We start from the raw sequence: 15,147 nt of genomic DNA on the forward strand, positions 1-15,147 counted from the left end.
GGCGGTCAGTACTGCCGGTCGTGCGTCCCGGCGCGTGCTTCGTGTCGGCCGCCGGTACCCCTGACCGTCGGCACCTTGATGAGCACCGTCCCGCTCAGCAGGTCGTGGTCGTCATCGGCGGGCGTCGGGGCTTCCCGGGGCAGGCGTGCCTGTCGTTCGTACTCGGCCTGGGTCTCGTGGCGCGTCGGCGCGAAGACCTCGTCCATCATCGAGACGACACCACCGGATCCCCCGCTGCTGGTCGACTTGTTCGACAGGTCGATCCACCCCAGACGATCGGCGATCCACGTCACGACGACCGCAGCGGCCACCGCCCCCAACAGGATCAACCAGTTCACGCAAGCGAGGCTACGTGGCGGCTCTGGTCGGCGGATCAGCCGCGCGGAGGATTCTCATGATCCACACGTCTCGTTCTTGGGGATGACGTCCACACTCGAAGTGCGGCGGCCGGGATCCCCCCTCTCCCGGCCGCCGACCACGCTCACGGGACGCGCTGGAGCCACTCCTTGGTCGCGAACTTCGTCTCGACGAGCTCCTGCGCCCGCTGTCGTTCGGCGTCCGTGACCGCTCCCGGCGTCGCCCCGTAGAGCGTCGTGAACGTCCCGATCAACGACTCGATGATCGCCGCCCGCGACAACCCCGTCTGCGACCGCAACGGGTCGACGCGCTTGGCCGCCGAGGTCGTGCCCTTGTCGCTCATCTTCTCGCGCCCGATGCGGAGCACCTGGACCATCTTCTCGCCGTCCATGTCGTAGCTCATGGTGGCGTGGTGCAGCAGGGCACCCGTGCCGAGACGCTTCTGGGCGGCGCCGCCGATCTTCCCCTTGGTCGAGGTGATGTCGTTGAGCGGCTGGTAGTACGCGTCAATGCCGAGGGACTTCAGCGCCTCGATCACCCACTCGTCGAGGTACGCGTACGAGTCGGCGAACGTCATGCCCTGCACCAGGTCGGTCGGGACGTACAGCGAGTACGAGATGATCGCGCCGGCGTCCATGAACATCGCGCCGCCGCCGGAGATCCGGCGGACCACCTCGACGCCGTACTTCGCGGCGCCCTCGGGGTCGACCTCGTTCTTCAGCGACTGGAACGAGCCGATGACCACGGCGGGCTGGTCCCACTCCCAGATGCGGAGGGTCGGCCCGCGTCGGCCGGCGCCCACCTCCTCGGTGAGGACCTGGTCGAGGGCGAGGTGCTCGTTCGGGCTGATCGGCCCCTCGTGGATGATCTGCCAGTCGTAGTCGCGCCACGTCGACGCCCGGGACAGCGCTCGGCGGACGGCGACGCCGACGGACTCCGGCGTGAAGCCGAGCAGCACGGCGTCAGCAGGAAGGGCAGCGCGGACGGCTGCGGCGATGCCGGCGGCGTCCGTGGTGGCGGGCAGCCCGTTCACGGCGGCGTCGATCAGCGGGAGCGCGTCGTCCGGTTCGAGGAAGAAGTCACCCGCCAGCCGGAACTCCTGGATGGTGTCGTCGACCACCTCGAGGTCGACGACGACGAGCTTTCCGCCTGGGACCTTGTACTCACCGTGCACGGTTCGACCCTACGCGCAGCGGCCCGCCAGCGAGCGGCCCGCCAGCGAGCGGCCCGTCAGCGAGCGACGCGCCCCAGCCACGCGATCAGGTCCGCCACGACCTCGTCCCGGTTCGTCTCGTTGTAGATCTCGTGCCGAGCGCCCTCGTAGACCTGCACGACCACGTCGGTCAGCCCGCCACGGCGCCGGTAGGCCACTGCCAGCTTCTCGACGGACCGCGGACCACCGAGGGAGTCGTCGGACCCGACCTGCAGCAGCACGGGGACGTCGTGCGGGATCCCCCGGCGCGGCACCCCGAGCAACCGGAGGGTGTCGGGCAGCCCGAACAGCCCCATCACGTCGGCGTCGACGGTGAGCGGGTCGGCGTCGAACGCGTCGACCACCGCCCGGTCCCGGCTGAGCCACTCGAACCGGGTCGGACCGAGCGCGGCGTGCCGCTTGTTGAGGTCGCCGCCGTTCATCCACCCGGGCAGGCGGTACGCGGTGGCCGACAGCACGACGCCGTCGTAGGACTCGCTCGAGGTGTTCAGGATGCGCTGCGCCATCAGCGACCCCCACGACTGCCCGAACAGCACGAGCGGGACGCCGGGGGTCTCCTGCCGCGCCACGGTGGTCATCTGTTCGACGACGTCGATCGCGGCCCGGAGCCCGCCGACGCCGAGCCTGCCGAGCTTCGCGTGGTCGCCGTCCCACTGCCCGAGCCCGGTCCGACCGTGGCCGCGGTGGTCGTTCGCGACGACCGTCCAGCCGGCACGGACGAGCTCCTGCGCCAGCCGCTCGTACCGGAGCGAGTGCTCGCCGACGCCGTGGGCGATCTGCACGATCCCCTTCGGGCGCCCGGCGCGCCAGGTCGAGTAGACGATCTCGACACCGTGCGCGTCGACGAACGAGGAGTCGCCGCGGGCGGCAGAGAACGTGGGCACGTGAGCATCCTCGCAGACGACCGGAGCGACCGGGCGGCGGCACGGCCTGACCTGTTCACCCCGCGTTCACCCGAGCGCGTCGCCGCGGGCCTACCGTCGCCGCCATGGACGTCCTCGTCATCGTCGTGCTGGTGATCGTGGTCGCGCTCGTGTTCGACTTCACGAACGGGTTCCACGACACCGCAAACGCCATGGCCACGTCGGTCGCCACGGGTGCGCTCAAGCCCCGGACCGCCGTGCTCATCTCCGCCGTGCTCAACATCGTCGGCGCGTTCCTGTCCACCGAGGTCGCCAAGACCGTATCGCAGGGGATCATCCGCGAGGGGCAGGACGGCATCCACATCTCGCCGACGATGATCTTCGCCGGACTGGTCGGCGCGGTCCTCTGGAACCTCGCCACCTGGTACTTCGGGCTGCCGTCGTCGTCGACGCACGCGCTGTTCGGCGGGCTCATCGGGGCGTCGATCATCGGCGCCGGTCTGAACTCGGTGGACTGGGCGACCGTCGTGTCGAAGGTCGTGCTGCCCGCGCTGCTCTCCCCCGTGATCGCCGGCGTCATCGCCCTGGTCGCGACCTACCTGGCGTACGCGCTCACGAAGAACGCCACGACGCACGGCGCCGCGACGGGGTTCCGACACGGCCAGACGATCTCGGCCTCACTGGTGTCCTTGGCGCACGGCACGAACGACGCGCAGAAGACGATGGGCGTCATCACGCTGACCCTCATCGCCGCGAACTACCAGGACGCCGGCACCGGACCAGCGCTCTGGGTGATCCTGGCGTGCGGCCTCGCGATCGGCCTGGGCACCTACATGGGCGGGTGGCGCATCATGCAGACCGTCGGCAAGAAGATCTCCGACGTGCAGTCCCCGCAGGGCTTCGCCGCGGAGACCAGCTCGGCCGCGACCATCCTGGTGTCCTCCCACCTCGGGTTCGCCCTCTCCACCACGCACGTCACGAGCGGCTCGGTGATCGGCTCCGGGCTCGGCAAGAAGCTCGCCGACGTGCACTGGAACGTGGTGAGCCGGATCGTCGTGGCGTGGGTGATCACGCTCCCGGCCGCGGCGGTCGTCGGGGCGCTCGCGACCTGGCTCGCGTCCACGTCGGTGATCGGGCTGATCGCCGTCGCCGTCCTGGCGCTCGCGGCGGGGCTCACCTTCTACACGTTGGCGAAGCGCCGGCCGGTCTCGCACGAGGACATCACGACGGACGCGACCGAGCGCGAGCCGGTCGAGGCCAAGGGCTGAACGGGAGACGACGATGGACATCGACTTCGGGAGCATCGCGATCGTCGCGGGCGTCGGGTTCGTGGCGGCGGTCGGCGTCGTGCTGGTCTACACGATCGGGCTGCGGCTGCTCGGGACGGGGCAGCCGGTCGACACGGGCGGCGAGCGGACGCAGTACGGCGAGGAGACCCCGCGGTCCGGGCACACGCCGCCGATCGCCCTCGCCGGCGCCGGTCTGTGCTTCGCGGTCTGCATCGCCGCCGTCCTCTACGGCATCTGGATGACGATCCCCCAGTTCCACTGACCGAGACACGGCGGCACGCGCACCGGTCCGGCGACGCGCACGCCGGACCGGCGGAACGCTCGCCTGCGATGATCGGACCGTGACCGACCACCGCATCGACGCCTCGCTCGACACCGCCATCGACGTCTTCACCGCCGAGCGGGACCCGGTGCTCCGCGTCGCGCCCGGGGACACCGCGACGATCCGCACGCTGAGCGCGGCGGGGTACACGGAGCGCCAACAGCACCCGGGCGACCACCCGCCGACGCTCCTCGACGGGCGACGCGGGCACTGCCTCGTCGGCCCCGTCGCCGTCGAGGGTGCCCGACCGGGACAGGTCCTCGCCGTGCGGTTCGACGACCTCGTCCCGGACAACTGGGGCTACACGGGCTCCGGCGGCGTGGACGCGCCCGTCAACCGTGCGCTCGGTCTGACCGAGGAGCGCGGTCCACTCCTCTGGGACATCGACGCCGACACCGGCGTCGCCCGCAACCAGCTCGGCCTCGGCGTCCGGACGGCGCCGTTCCTCGGGGTCGTCGGCGTCCCGCCGGAACCGACGGGTGAGCACTCGACCATCCCGCCTCGGCCGCTGGGCGGCGGGAACATCGACTGCCGTGAACTCGTCGCGGGCTCGACCCTGTACCTCCCGGTCACGGTGCCGGACGCGCTGCTCTTCGTCGGCGACGGGCACGCGGCGCAGGGCGACGGCGAGGTCTCCGGCACGGCGGTCGAGTGCGGCATGACGACGACGGTGACGCTGTCGCTCCTGGACGAAGCTCCGGTCGACGGCATCCACGCCGACACCCCGGCCGGGCGCATCACCTTCGGGTTCGACGCCGACCTCAACGCCGCGACGACGGCCGCCCTCGACCGGATGGTCGACTGGATCGCCGGCCTGCACGGCATCACCCGCCCCGAGGCGCTCGCGATGTCGAGCGTCGCGGTGAGCATGCGCGTCACGCAGGTCGCGAACCGCACGTGGGGCGTGCACGCCCTGCTCCCCCACGACGCGATCACGGCCTGACGGCCCGCGTCGGACGGGAGGCCCCGCTCACGTTCCCGACGTCGGGAACGTGAGCAGGGCCTCCCGTCCAGTGCCCACCACGCGCGATCCTGCCCATCGCGCCCGGTAGAGAAAGCCGAATCGCGCGTAGGAGGTCGGAACTTCCGACCTCCTACGCGCGATTCGACTTCCTACGCGCGGAAGGGCCCCCTACGCGCGATTCGACCCCCTACGCGCGGAAGGGCCGCCTACGCGCGGAAGGGTCAGTGGGCGGAGTAGCCGCCGTCGACCAGGTGGTAGCTGCCGGTGATGAACGAGGCCTTGTCGCTCAGCAGGAACAGGACCAGCGCGGCGACCTCGGCGTCCGTGCCGAGGCGCTTCGTGGCGTGCTCCTCCTCGAGGGCGCTGATCGCCTCCGGGGTCATCGCGTTGCGCAGCAGCGGGGTGTCGATGAAGCCGGGACCGACCGCGTTCGTGCGGACGCCCTGGGCCGAGTACTCGAGCGCGGCGACCTTGGTGAGCCCGGCCAGCGCGTGCTTCGACGCGACGTACGCGGCGTTCTGCGCGATGCCGACCGTCCCGAGGACCGACGCCATGTTGACGATCGACCCGCCACCGGAGGCCAGCATCGCCGGGATCTCGTAGCGGAGCCCGTAGAAGACACCGTCGAGGTCCACGGCACGGACGCGGTCCCACGCGGCGATGTCGTACTCGCCGATCTTCTGCGGGGCGGCACCGATGCCGGCGTTGTTCACGGCGAGGTGCAGCGCGCCGTAGGTGTCGACCGCGAACTGGACGGCCCGCTCGTTGTCGGCGGCGACGGCGGAGTTCGCCTCGAACGCGGCAGCCGCGCCACCGTTCGCCTCGATCTCCCCGACGACGCGCTGTGCGGCGTCGAGCTTGATGTCGGTGACGACGACCTTCGCGCCCGCGGTGGCGAGCTCCTTCGCGATGGACTCGCCGATACCGCTGCCACCACCGGTGACGATGGCGACCTTGCCCTCGAACTCGGACATGTGTCTGCTTCTTCCTACTCGTCGTTTCGGCAACACCTGTTGTCTACGGTCCAGAACGATACACCTGCATGGATGATTCCCGCCGGTAACAAGTTCGTTCGCTGAACTAATTTGCTAGGCTAACGATCGTGACCATGCCCGAGACCACCAGGCGCTCCGCGCCGCACGCGTCGCTCAGCACGGACTTCCGCATCGCGGTGAACCGGCTGTCGCGGACGCTCCGCGCGCAGAAGGCCGACTCGACGGTCAGCGACGCGATGTTCTCGGCACTCGCCCGACTGCACCGCGACGGCCCCATGACCCTCGCCGAGCTCAGCCGGAACGAGGGCGTCACACCCCCGTCGATGACGAAGACCGTCGCCGCGCTCGTCGACCGCGGGCTGCTGTCCAAGGGCGGGCACGGGGACGATCGCCGCAAGGTCCTCATCGGCGCCACCCCGGCGGGCGCCGACGTCGTCGTCGAGACCCGCCGCCGCCGCGACGGCTGGCTCTCACCGCGCATCGCCGCACTCACCCCGGCCGAACGGCGCGTCCTCGCCGAGGCCACCGACATCATGAGGAGGCTGGCCCACCAGTGACGGCCATGTTCCGGTCCCTGTCGGGACGCAACTACCGCATCTGGTTCGCAGGTGCCCTGGTGTCGAACGTCGGCACCTGGATGCAGCGGACCGCGCAGGACTGGATCGTCCTGACGCAGCTCACGCACGACAACGCGATCGCGGTCGGCATCACGATGGCCCTGCAGTTCGGACCGCAGCTCCTCCTGCTGCCCTGGACCGGCCTCGTCGCCGACCGCTTCGACCGCCGCCGCACGCTCATGGTGACCCAGGGCCTGATGGGGATGCTCGGCCTCGGGCTCGGCATCATGGTCGTGACGAACACCGCCACGCTGCTGTGGCTCTACGCCTTCGCCCTGGCACTCGGCATCGTCGCCGCGTTCGACACCCCGGTGCGCCAGGCCTTCGTCTCCGACGTCGTCACCGGCGAGCACGTCGCGAACGCCGTCGCGCTGAACTCCGCGTCCTTCAACGCCGCCCGACTCATCGGACCGGCGGTCGCCGGCGTGCTCATCGCCGCGATCGGTTCCGGCTGGGTGTTCATCATCAACGCGGCCTCGTTCGCCGCGGTCCTCGGAGCCCTGCGGTTCGTCGACCCCGAACAGCTCGCCGACCGGGTCCGTGCGAAGCGTGGCAAGGGGCAGATCACCGCCGGCTTCCGGTACGTCCGCACGCGCCCCGACATCATCGTGGTGCTCTGCATGATCTTCGTCGTCGGCACCTTCGGCGTGAACTTCCCGATCTTCACCTCGACGATGGCGCGGGTGGAGTTCCACAAGGGCGCCGGCGAGTTCGGCCTGCTCAACTCCGTGATGGCGATCGGTTCGGTGCTCGGCGCGCTGCTGTCGGCACGACGGGACCGCCCACGGATGCGCCTGCTCGTGTTCGCCAGCGCCGGGTTCGGCCTGGCGTGCACCGCCGCCGCCTTCGCCCCGACGTACTGGACGTTCGCGATCGTGCTGATGTTCGTCGGGCTCGCCTCGCTGACCTTCATGACGACGGCCAACGCCCTCGTCCAGACCACCACCGCGCCGGCGATGCGCGGCCGGGTGATGGCGCTGTACATGGCGATCTTCGCGGGCGGCACCCCCATCGGCGCCCCGATCGTCGGCGCGGTCGCGGACGCCTGGGGCCCCAGGTGGGCGATCGGTGTCGGCGCCGCCTCCGGGTTCGTCGCGCTCGCCATCGCCCTGGTCTGGCTCGTCCGGTTCCAGCACTACCGCGTGCGCTACGACGCCGACAACCGCCTGCACATGGCCGTCACCCACTCGATCCCCGTGGTCGGGACGCGCGCGTCGCGTGCGGAGATCCGGCAGGACCTCGAGCGCGACGAGGCGGTCGCGGACCGCTCCAGCGCAGTCTGACCCGCCACGCCGCGCGCGCTCCGGGCCTCGCGCGCCGCGCCTGCCGCGGGTCCTTCCGCGCGTGGGAAGCCGAATCGTGCGTAGGCGGTCGGAAGTTCTGACCGTCTACGCGCGATTCGACCTCCCATCGCGACCGTTGTGGGTAGGAACGCGATGCCGGACGGGAGGCGCGGGGCGGGGCCGCCACGAGCCTCCCGTCCGGTGCGACCTGCGCTCAGTGCGTCGGTTCCGCCGCCGCGAAGACGCGCGCGTCGAGCGCTCCGGCGACGCGGTCCGCGACCGCCGCGAGCCGCTGTCCCGCTGCGCGGGCCGCGTCGACCGCCTCGGCCGGCGCCAGCGCCTGGAGCGCGCGGCGGGCACCGCGGAGGTCGTCGAGCTCCTCGGTCACGGCGGCGGGCGCGACGTCCGCGAGGCACTCCTCGGCGCGGAGGGTGAGGAAGAGCATCGAGCGGGGACTGCGGTCGTCGAGCAGCAGGAACGCTGCCGCCTCGGACGCGGGGGCGCCCGACCCGGTCGCCCGCTGGAACGCCTCGCCCGCCCCGCATGCCCGCAGTGCGGTGCCCCAGGACGCCGCCGACTCCGGTTCGAGCAGGTCGGAGGCCAGAAGCCTCGCGGTCGCGGCGCACCGCGCCAGGGACCGTCCGAGGGTGAAGAACTCCCATACCTCGTCGCGGCTGGCGTCACCCTCGACGACACCGATCGCCAGGGCACTGCGCTCGCGCACCCAGCCCAGGAACTCGTGCTCCCGGCCACCGGCGATCTTGCGCGGCATCCGGGACCTCGTGACGTTGAGGCAGTCCCACAGCTCGGTCGAGACGACGTCCCGGGCGCGCCGAGCGTCGTCCCGCGCCACGGCAACCGCTGCGGCGATCGAGGCGGGCTGGTGCCGATCGAGGGCGAGGGACTCGAGGGTCGTGTGCCGATCGAGGACGGTGGCGGGCCGGACGGCGGCTCCGGCGACCACGCGGAGCTCACGGCTGACGATCCGCTCCCCCGCGCCGGACGCCGCGTCGGACCGCGCCAGGTACACGTCGAGCAGCCGTGCGAGCACATCGGCTCGTTCCACTGCGGCACCGACGCGGAACACACTCCCGGCGAGTCGGCTCAGCACCGCGGCTCCTGCATGTCGCGAACTTACTGACCCCTCGTTGCAACGGTGTTTCCGGGCCGCGTCACGGGTGTTGCGAGGAAAACCGGTACCGAGCATCACTAGACCCTCTAACTAGATCGTCTAGCATTGTCGCCATGACGACGGAGGTGACGACACGCGCCGCCGGGTTCTGGTACGACGACGGATCCCGGATCGACGCGGTCGACGTGCTGAACGCCCTCCGGCGGTACCGCACCGCCGAGAGCGCGTCCCAGCGCCGGGCGCGTGAGGCACTCGGCATCGGCGAGAACGCGATGGCCGCGCTGCGGGTCCTCGTCGACGCCGACGCCGCCGGTCGGACGGTGAACGCCAAGCAGCTCGCGGAGCGGCTCGGGATCACGGCCGCGTCGACGTCAGCGCTCGTGGACCGACTCGTCCGCACCGGTCACGTCGAACGCCACGCGGACCCGACCGACCGACGCGGTGTCATCCTCAGCGCGTCCGGACCCGCGATGCGCCGTGCACTGCTCGTCATCGACGAACTCGAGTCCAGGGCCGTCGGAGTCGCGGATCGGCTCTCCGACGAGGACGCCGCCGTGATCGTCTCGTTCCTGAACGAGATGGCCGCGATGGTCGACTCGGTCGACGTCTGATCCCGCGCGTAGCCTGATCGCATGAGCGAGGCACGGGACACCGATCATCCTCGGACGCACGAGCCCGAGGACGACATGCCCTTCGCCGAACTCGACAACCGGGCACGGGCCGAAGCCGCACTCCGCCGCATCCGGGACGGCAGCGACCCCACCCGAGAGGCGTTCGACCTCGCGAACACCATGAACGACGAGGCCGTCGGGCGACTCGGAGCGCGCGTCCGCGGCTGGTTCCGCCGCTCCCGCTAGAAGGCCGTCCCGACCGCCGCGATGTCGTCGTCCCCGTGCCCGGCGGCGCTCGCGTCCGAGTACACCCGGCCGAGTGCGTCGAGGAGCGTCGTGGACACACCGGCGGACCGTGCCGCTTCGGTGATGAGGCCGATGTCCTTCCGGAGGCCGTCCAGCGCGAACTGCGCCGGGTACTCCCCCGACAGCATCGACTTCCCCTTGGTGTGCGCGTAGGCGGAGTCGCTCGCCGACCCCTCGATCGCCTGCAGGAAGAGCTGCGGGTCGATGCCGAGCCCCGTCGCGATCGCCAGCGACTGCCCGGTCGCGGCCGTGATCGAGGCGATCCACGCGTTGGCGGCGAGCTTCAGCGCGGTGCCCTCGCCGACACGGTCGCCGGCGCGGACGGTCTTCACGCCGATCGCGTCGAGCACCGGATCGATGCGGTCGAGCACCTCGGCGGGACCGGCCGCGAGCATCGTGAGCTTGCCCTGCTCCGCAGGCGCCTTCGTGCCGAGCATCATCGCCTCGACGAGGGTGATGCCGTACTTCGCGGCGATCTGCACGATGGTCTCGGTGCCGTCGACCCCGACGGTCGAGCACTGCACCCAGACCGCGGTCGCCGGAGCCTCACCGGCGGCCTGCTCGAGGACGTCGACCACCGCGTCGGTGTCGAAGAGGGTCAGCAGGACGACCTCGGCGTCCGCGACGGCTGCGCCCGGGTCGTCGGCGACCGTCGCTCCCTGGTCGCCGAGCGGCAGCGCACGCTCGCGGCTGCGGTTCCACACGGTGACGTCGTGTCCCTCGCGGACGAGCGACCCCGCCACGCCGGCTCCCATGGCCCCGGTTCCCAGTACCGTCACGCGCACGTGCGTCCTCCGTTCCGTCGCGACACCCTGTCGTCGACGCATGGCACGCTACGCGCCGCGGCCTTGTGCGGCGTGGGTGGGGCAGGTTCGGTGCGGGGTGGGTGCGGCATCGAGTGCGCAGATGTGACGACCTACCAGCCGATCCGGTCGCCGCTTCTGCGCACTCGACGAGCAGCCGGACGTCCGGACACCCCGGCGACCGGGCACCCCGGGGGTCGCGCCGCCGCTCAGAGCAGGCCGCGGGCTCCGAGCCAGGCGGCGGGGTCGCGCGGGACGCCGCCGACGATGACCTCGAAGTGCAGGTGCGACCCGGTCGACACCCCGGTGCTCCCGACGGCGCCGATCTGTTCACCGGCAGCGACCACCTGACCGACGCGGACGCCGATCTGCGACAGGTGCCCGTAGCGCGTCTGGGTGCCGTCGGCGTGCTGCAGCAGGATCTGGTTGCCGTACCCGCCGAACACCCCGGCCGAGACGACCGTGCCGGGCATCGCCGCGACGACGGTGGTCCCGGTCGGTGCTGCGAAGTCGAGCCCCTGGTGGTTGGTCGAGCACGCGCCACAGCCCTGCACCCAGCGCCCGCCGAAGCCGCCCGCCGCCGGGATCGTCCCGGCGACCGGGCGCACCACGGACATGCCCTGAGCAGGCACACCGGCGGCTCCGACCACTCCGCGAGCTGCCTGCGGGGCACGAGCGACCGAGAAGTCGTCACGCTCGACGGAGATGGCGACGCCCTCGGGAGCGATGTACTCCTGTGTGTCCATCACCGCGGTGACCGTGTTCTCCGGCGTCGACGCCATCGCGGACTGCGGCGAGGCAACCGTCACGAACAGGCACGCCGCGATCGCGGTCGCGGTGAGCGGGACAGTCTGGGTGGTGCTGATGGCGCCGCCGATGCTGCGGAGCGGGAGCGTGAGCGCCTGCGTGGCCGCTCGGATCGCCACGGCGGCGGGTGCGGGCTTGACCGGACGCAGGTCACGACGGCTCGGCAGGACGACGGCCGGACGGGAGGCTCGGGTCGCCTCCGGCACGGGCGCGGGGGTCCGCCGGACGGTCGGGTCAGCCGCGCGGGACGCGGTCCGCCGGCTGGTCGGAGCCACACGGCGGGCATCACGCCGCGGGGTGGGTTCCGGAGCGGCGGGGGTCGGCACCGCCGCTCCGGAGGTCCAGGACGCGACGGCTGCGTTCGCCGCGTGACGAGCTGCGCCGCGCGGACGCATCGGGAGGCCGTCGTTCGTCATGTCGAGTGCCGCGGGGATCTCAGGAACGGACGACGCCGTCGGTGACGATGCGGTCGAGCTCGGTCACGACGGCATCGACGACCGCGCGGGTGATGGCGTCGGCGACCGCTTCGACGAGGACGAGCTGCTCGGCGCACACGGCGTGCTCCTTCGGGAGCGCGGCACTGATACGGGCGGGGATGTCGTCGATGGCGGCGACGAGGGCGGCCGGCACGAGGGCGGAATGGGCTGGGGCAACCGGTGCCGTCGTGGGCGAGGTCGGCGCCGGGGTGAACGTGGCGCGGACGGCGACGGGGCGCTCGTGGCGGCGGGAGATGGAGTCGAAGAGCGGCGTGGTCGACATGCTGCGTGCCTTCCGGATCAGGTCTGCGGGTGCGCCTGGTCCGGTTCGGGCGGCCAGGCGGTGCCGTTCGGCACAGCCCTATTCAATCATCGATATTTCATATGTGCAATAGTGCTCAACGAATACGCGATGATCAGTCCGGTTCGACGGCCTCACTCGGATCGTCGCGGTGCAGCACACGGCGCACCCGCTCGACGATCGTCGCCGGCGGGTTGTTGTACGCGTTCGCCGGCTCCTGGCCGCTCATCTCCTGGATGGCTGCCATCACCGCATCGGTGGCGTGACGCCTGGCCCGACCGGACGACGCCTCTCCGAAGGTGGACAGGTCGATCGGCTTGCCGAACTCGATCGTCACGCGGGCGAGCTTCGGGATCCGGGAGCCGACGGGTTGGACGTCCTCGGTGCCGGTGAGCGCGACGGGCACGACCGGCGCGCCACTCGTCAGCGCCAGCCAGGCCACCCCGGTGCGCCCGCGGTAGATCCGGCCGTCCAGGGAGCGCGTGCCCTCGGGGTAGATCGCGAAGGCCTCGCCCTCCTGCAACCGCGCGAGGCCGAGGTCGAGGGCGTGCTGAGCGGCTGCCCCGGCGCCGCGCTCGACCCCGATGGCACCGATACCGCCAAAGAAAGCGCGGGACAGCGCTCCGCGGAGCCCCTTGCCCGTGAAGTACTCCTGCTTCGCGAGGAACGAGACCTTTCGCGGCGCCATGATCGTGATCGCCGGGGAGTCGATGAACGACCGGTGGTTGCTCGCCAGGATCACCGCGCCGCGCTTCGGGACGTTCTTGCGGCCGATGATCTTCGGGCGCCAGACCACGCGGGCGAGCGGCGCCACCACGGCACGCGCGAGCACGGTGGTGAACATCGTCGAACCGGGCACCTGCTGCCTCCTCGTGGCGGGAGGTTCCGAGTGTAGTCAGGCGTCGACGGGTTCCATGCCGCGCGGGGCATGGACGGCCGGGTCAGTCTGCGGCGGCCACCACGTCGAGCACCGCACGGCCGTAGGACTCGAGCTTCGCGGCACCGACGCCGGAGATCTCGGCGAGCTGGTCGACGTCGGACGGACGAACGGCCGCGATGCCCCTGAGGGTCGCGTCGTTGAAGACCACGTACGCCGGGACGCCCTGCTCGCGGGCCTGCGCCGCACGCCAGGAACGGAGTGCTTCGAACAGACCGAGCGCCTCCTGCGGCATGTCGGAGACCACCTGGCGGCGCGATCGGCTGGCACGGGGCGCCTTCACCGGGTCACGACGCATGAGCACCTGCACGCGACCACCGAGGACCTCGGCGCTGCTCTGGCTGAGCACGAGCGTGCCGTAGCCGTCGCCGGACACCGCGGCGTGCCCCTGCGCGAGGACCTGCCGCGCCACCGTGCGCCATTCCCCCTCGGACAGGTCCGACCCGATGCCGAAGGTCGCCAGGGACTCGTGCTGGAGTTCCTGCACGCGGGGCGACTGCTTGCCGACGAGGATGTCCACGAGGTGCGCGACGCCGTACCGCTGTCCGCGCTCTCGGTCGAGGCGGACGATCGTCGACAGGAGCTTCTGCGCGGGGACCGTGCCGTCCCAGGACTCCGGCGGGGCGATGCACGTGTCGCAGTTGCCGCACGCGGTGGATTCCTGCCCGAAGTACGCGAGCAACCGCACCCGCCGGCACTCGATCGTCTCGCACAGGGCGAGCATGGCGTCGAGGTGGGCACTGAGCTGCCGACGGTGTGCCGCGTCCCCCTCGGACTGGTCGATCATCCGGCGCTGCTGCACGACGTCGTTCAGCCCGTAGGCGAGCCACGCCGTCGACGGCTGCCCGTCACGACCGGCACGACCGGTCTCCTGGTAGTAGCCCTCCACCGACTTCGGCAGGTCGAGGTGCGCCACGAACCGGACGTCGGGCTTGTCGATGCCCATTCCGAACGCGATCGTGGCGACCATCACGATGCCGTCTTCGCGGAGGAACTGCGACTGGTTGCGCTCGCGCACCCGCACGTCGAGGCCCGCGTGGTACGGCAGCGCCGGGATGCCCTGGTCGACGAGCGCCGCTGCCGTGCGCTCGACGGAGTTGCGCGACAGGCAGTAGACGATGCCCGCGTCGCCCTTGTGCTCCGTCCGGATGAAGGTGAGGAGCTGCTGCAGTGCCCCGGTCTTCGGCTCGATGCGGTACTGGATGTTCGGCCGGTCGAAGTCCGCGACGAAGTGCGCCGCGTCGTCCAACCCGAGCCGGGCGGAGATCTCGCGGTGGGTCTGCGGCGTGGCGGTGGCGGTCAGGGCGACGCGCGGCACGGTCGGCCAGCGCTCGTGCAGGACGCTCAGTTCGAGGTAGTCCGGCCGGAAGTCGTGGCCCCACTGCGCGACGCAGTGCGCTTCGTCGATGGCGAAGAGCGCGATCTGCGCACGGTCGAGCAGCGCCCGGGTGGACTCGAGCCGCAGTCGTTCCGGCGCGAGGTAGAGCATGTCCACCTCGCCCTGGACGACGGCGCGCTCGACCCGGGCGCGCTCGTCCGGGCCCTGCGTGGAGTTGAGGAACGCGGCCTTGACCCCGTTCGCCGCGAGGGCGTCGACCTGGTCCTGCATGAGCGCGATGAGCGGCGACACGACGACGCCCACGCCGTCGCGGACGAGCGCGGGAACCTGGTAGCAGAGCGACTTGCCGCCACCGGTCGGCATCAGGACGAGGGCGTCCCCACCCGTGACGACGCGGTCGATGATCGCGGCCTGTTCACCGCGGAAGTCGTCGTAGCCCCACACCCGGTGCAGGACGTCGAGTGCGGCGGCGCGCGACGGCGACACCGCGGGAGGCGCGGCAGCGGCCGGGATGGTGCTCATGCCTCCGAGC

General features: G+C 71.4%; 17 protein-coding genes. 7 read left to right on the forward strand and 10 right to left on the reverse strand.

All coding sequences use genetic code 11. The features are described from left to right. Positions 1 to 5 precede the first annotated feature (5 nt). The 3 genes from ACO0E1_RS04885 to ACO0E1_RS04895 form a co-directional block, all read right to left on the reverse strand. On the reverse strand, positions 6 to 338 hold the full coding sequence (locus ACO0E1_RS04885; protein ID WP_281266960.1) for a hypothetical protein: 333 nt from the start codon (positions 336 to 338) through the stop codon (positions 6 to 8). A gap of 143 nt (positions 339 to 481) precedes the next feature. Further along, the gene (gene lplAB / locus ACO0E1_RS04890) at positions 482 to 1,531 is read right to left on the reverse strand and encodes a lipoate-protein ligase LplAB (RefSeq protein WP_422873160.1); all 1,050 of its coding nucleotides are present in this window, start codon (positions 1,529 to 1,531) and stop codon (positions 482 to 484) included. 56 nt (positions 1,532 to 1,587) lie between these two features. Continuing rightward, on the reverse strand, positions 1,588 to 2,454 hold the full coding sequence (locus tag ACO0E1_RS04895) for an alpha/beta fold hydrolase (RefSeq protein ID WP_422873161.1): 867 nt from the start codon (positions 2,452 to 2,454) through the stop codon (positions 1,588 to 1,590). Positions 2,455 to 2,558: 104 nt separating this feature from the next. Between ACO0E1_RS04895 and ACO0E1_RS04900 the strand changes: the two genes are divergently transcribed. The 3 genes from ACO0E1_RS04900 (at position 2,559) to ACO0E1_RS04910 (ending at position 4,987) form a co-directional block, all read left to right on the forward strand. Then, complete coding sequence (locus ACO0E1_RS04900; protein ID WP_422873162.1) at positions 2,559 to 3,701, forward strand: inorganic phosphate transporter; 1,143 nt, start codon at positions 2,559 to 2,561, stop codon at positions 3,699 to 3,701. A gap of 13 nt (positions 3,702 to 3,714) precedes the next feature. Beyond that, on the forward strand, positions 3,715 to 3,984 hold the full coding sequence (locus ACO0E1_RS04905; RefSeq protein ID WP_422873163.1) for a hypothetical protein: 270 nt from the start codon (positions 3,715 to 3,717) through the stop codon (positions 3,982 to 3,984). 79 nt (positions 3,985 to 4,063) lie between these two features. Beyond that, the gene (locus tag ACO0E1_RS04910) at positions 4,064 to 4,987 is read left to right on the forward strand and encodes an acetamidase/formamidase family protein (protein WP_422873164.1); all 924 of its coding nucleotides are present in this window, start codon (positions 4,064 to 4,066) and stop codon (positions 4,985 to 4,987) included. 242 nt (positions 4,988 to 5,229) lie between these two features. Here the strand turns inward: ACO0E1_RS04910 and ACO0E1_RS04915 are convergent, their stop codons facing one another. After that, complete coding sequence (locus ACO0E1_RS04915) at positions 5,230 to 5,982, reverse strand: SDR family NAD(P)-dependent oxidoreductase (RefSeq protein ID WP_422873165.1); 753 nt, start codon at positions 5,980 to 5,982, stop codon at positions 5,230 to 5,232. Between the two features lie 134 nt (positions 5,983 to 6,116). On the opposite strand from ACO0E1_RS04915, the gene ACO0E1_RS04920 reads away from it, so the two are divergent. After that, on the forward strand, positions 6,117 to 6,560 hold the full coding sequence (locus tag ACO0E1_RS04920) for a MarR family winged helix-turn-helix transcriptional regulator (RefSeq protein ID WP_422873455.1): 444 nt from the start codon (positions 6,117 to 6,119) through the stop codon (positions 6,558 to 6,560). Beyond that, positions 6,557 to 7,903 carry an MFS transporter gene (locus ACO0E1_RS04925; RefSeq protein WP_422873166.1) on the forward strand — a complete coding sequence of 449 codons (1,347 nt, stop codon included), beginning with the start codon at positions 6,557 to 6,559 and terminating at the stop codon, positions 7,901 to 7,903. Before ACO0E1_RS04920 ends, ACO0E1_RS04925 begins: the two co-directional genes overlap by 4 nt. 214 nt (positions 7,904 to 8,117) lie before the next feature. Here ACO0E1_RS04925 and ACO0E1_RS04930 read toward each other — a convergent pair whose 3' ends face one another. After that, positions 8,118 to 9,110: an alpha-E domain-containing protein gene (locus ACO0E1_RS04930; protein ID WP_422873167.1), complete on the reverse strand. Its 993-nt coding sequence runs from the start codon at positions 9,108 to 9,110 to the stop codon at positions 8,118 to 8,120. Between the two features lie 38 nt (positions 9,111 to 9,148). On the opposite strand from ACO0E1_RS04930, the gene ACO0E1_RS04935 reads away from it, so the two are divergent. Next, positions 9,149 to 9,646, forward strand: coding sequence for a MarR family winged helix-turn-helix transcriptional regulator (locus tag ACO0E1_RS04935; RefSeq protein ID WP_422873168.1), 498 nt, complete (start codon positions 9,149 to 9,151; stop codon positions 9,644 to 9,646). Between the two features lie 21 nt (positions 9,647 to 9,667). Next, on the forward strand, positions 9,668 to 9,892 hold the full coding sequence (locus ACO0E1_RS04940) for a hypothetical protein (protein ID WP_402728165.1): 225 nt from the start codon (positions 9,668 to 9,670) through the stop codon (positions 9,890 to 9,892). On the opposite strand, the gene ACO0E1_RS04945 is transcribed toward ACO0E1_RS04940, so the two are convergent. From ACO0E1_RS04945 to recQ, 5 genes are all read right to left on the reverse strand, one after another. Further along, the gene (locus tag ACO0E1_RS04945) at positions 9,889 to 10,731 is read right to left on the reverse strand and encodes an NAD(P)-dependent oxidoreductase (protein WP_422873169.1); all 843 of its coding nucleotides are present in this window, start codon (positions 10,729 to 10,731) and stop codon (positions 9,889 to 9,891) included. The two genes, ACO0E1_RS04940 and ACO0E1_RS04945, sit on opposite strands and share 4 nt — an antisense overlap. Before the next feature lie 233 nt (positions 10,732 to 10,964). Continuing rightward, positions 10,965 to 11,978 carry a M23 family metallopeptidase gene (locus ACO0E1_RS04950; RefSeq protein ID WP_422873170.1) on the reverse strand — a complete coding sequence of 338 codons (1,014 nt, stop codon included), beginning with the start codon at positions 11,976 to 11,978 and terminating at the stop codon, positions 10,965 to 10,967. A 19-nt stretch (positions 11,979 to 11,997) separates the two neighbouring features. Beyond that, positions 11,998 to 12,321, reverse strand: coding sequence for a hypothetical protein (locus tag ACO0E1_RS04955; RefSeq protein WP_422873171.1), 324 nt, complete (start codon positions 12,319 to 12,321; stop codon positions 11,998 to 12,000). A gap of 133 nt (positions 12,322 to 12,454) precedes the next feature. Continuing rightward, positions 12,455 to 13,198 (reverse strand): lysophospholipid acyltransferase family protein, encoded by a 744-nt coding sequence (locus tag ACO0E1_RS04960; protein WP_422873172.1) that lies wholly within the window; start codon positions 13,196 to 13,198, stop codon positions 12,455 to 12,457. Between the two features lie 82 nt (positions 13,199 to 13,280). After that, positions 13,281 to 15,137, reverse strand: coding sequence for a DNA helicase RecQ (recQ, locus tag ACO0E1_RS04965; protein ID WP_422873173.1), 1,857 nt, complete (start codon positions 15,135 to 15,137; stop codon positions 13,281 to 13,283). Between the last annotated feature and the right edge of the window lie 10 nt (positions 15,138 to 15,147).

It is taken from the genome of Curtobacterium guangdongense (assembly GCF_049341845.1).
In the GTDB taxonomy this organism is placed as follows: Bacteria; Actinomycetota; Actinomycetes; order Actinomycetales; family Microbacteriaceae; genus Curtobacterium; species Curtobacterium guangdongense.

What these genes read in the sequence shown, in the direction of transcription:
- recQ (WP_422873173.1), bottom strand. Translation starts at nt 15,137, where the DNA reads ATGAGCACCATCCCGGCCGCTGCCGCGCCTCCCGCGGTGTCGCCGTCG.
- ACO0E1_RS04930 (WP_422873167.1), bottom strand. Translation starts at nt 9,110, where the DNA reads ATGCTCGGTACCGGTTTTCCTCGCAACACCCGTGACGCGGCCCGGAAA.
- ACO0E1_RS04900 (WP_422873162.1), top strand. Translation starts at nt 2,559, where the DNA reads ATGGACGTCCTCGTCATCGTCGTGCTGGTGATCGTGGTCGCGCTCGTG.
- ACO0E1_RS04950 (WP_422873170.1), bottom strand. Translation starts at nt 11,978, where the DNA reads ATGACGAACGACGGCCTCCCGATGCGTCCGCGCGGCGCAGCTCGTCAC.
- ACO0E1_RS04935 (WP_422873168.1), top strand. Translation starts at nt 9,149, where the DNA reads ATGACGACGGAGGTGACGACACGCGCCGCCGGGTTCTGGTACGACGAC.
- ACO0E1_RS04915 (WP_422873165.1), bottom strand. Translation starts at nt 5,982, where the DNA reads ATGTCCGAGTTCGAGGGCAAGGTCGCCATCGTCACCGGTGGTGGCAGC.
- ACO0E1_RS04905 (WP_422873163.1), top strand. Translation starts at nt 3,715, where the DNA reads ATGGACATCGACTTCGGGAGCATCGCGATCGTCGCGGGCGTCGGGTTC.
- ACO0E1_RS04940 (WP_402728165.1), top strand. Translation starts at nt 9,668, where the DNA reads ATGAGCGAGGCACGGGACACCGATCATCCTCGGACGCACGAGCCCGAG.
- ACO0E1_RS04920 (WP_422873455.1), top strand. Translation starts at nt 6,117, where the DNA reads ATGCCCGAGACCACCAGGCGCTCCGCGCCGCACGCGTCGCTCAGCACG.
- ACO0E1_RS04955 (WP_422873171.1), bottom strand. Translation starts at nt 12,321, where the DNA reads ATGTCGACCACGCCGCTCTTCGACTCCATCTCCCGCCGCCACGAGCGC.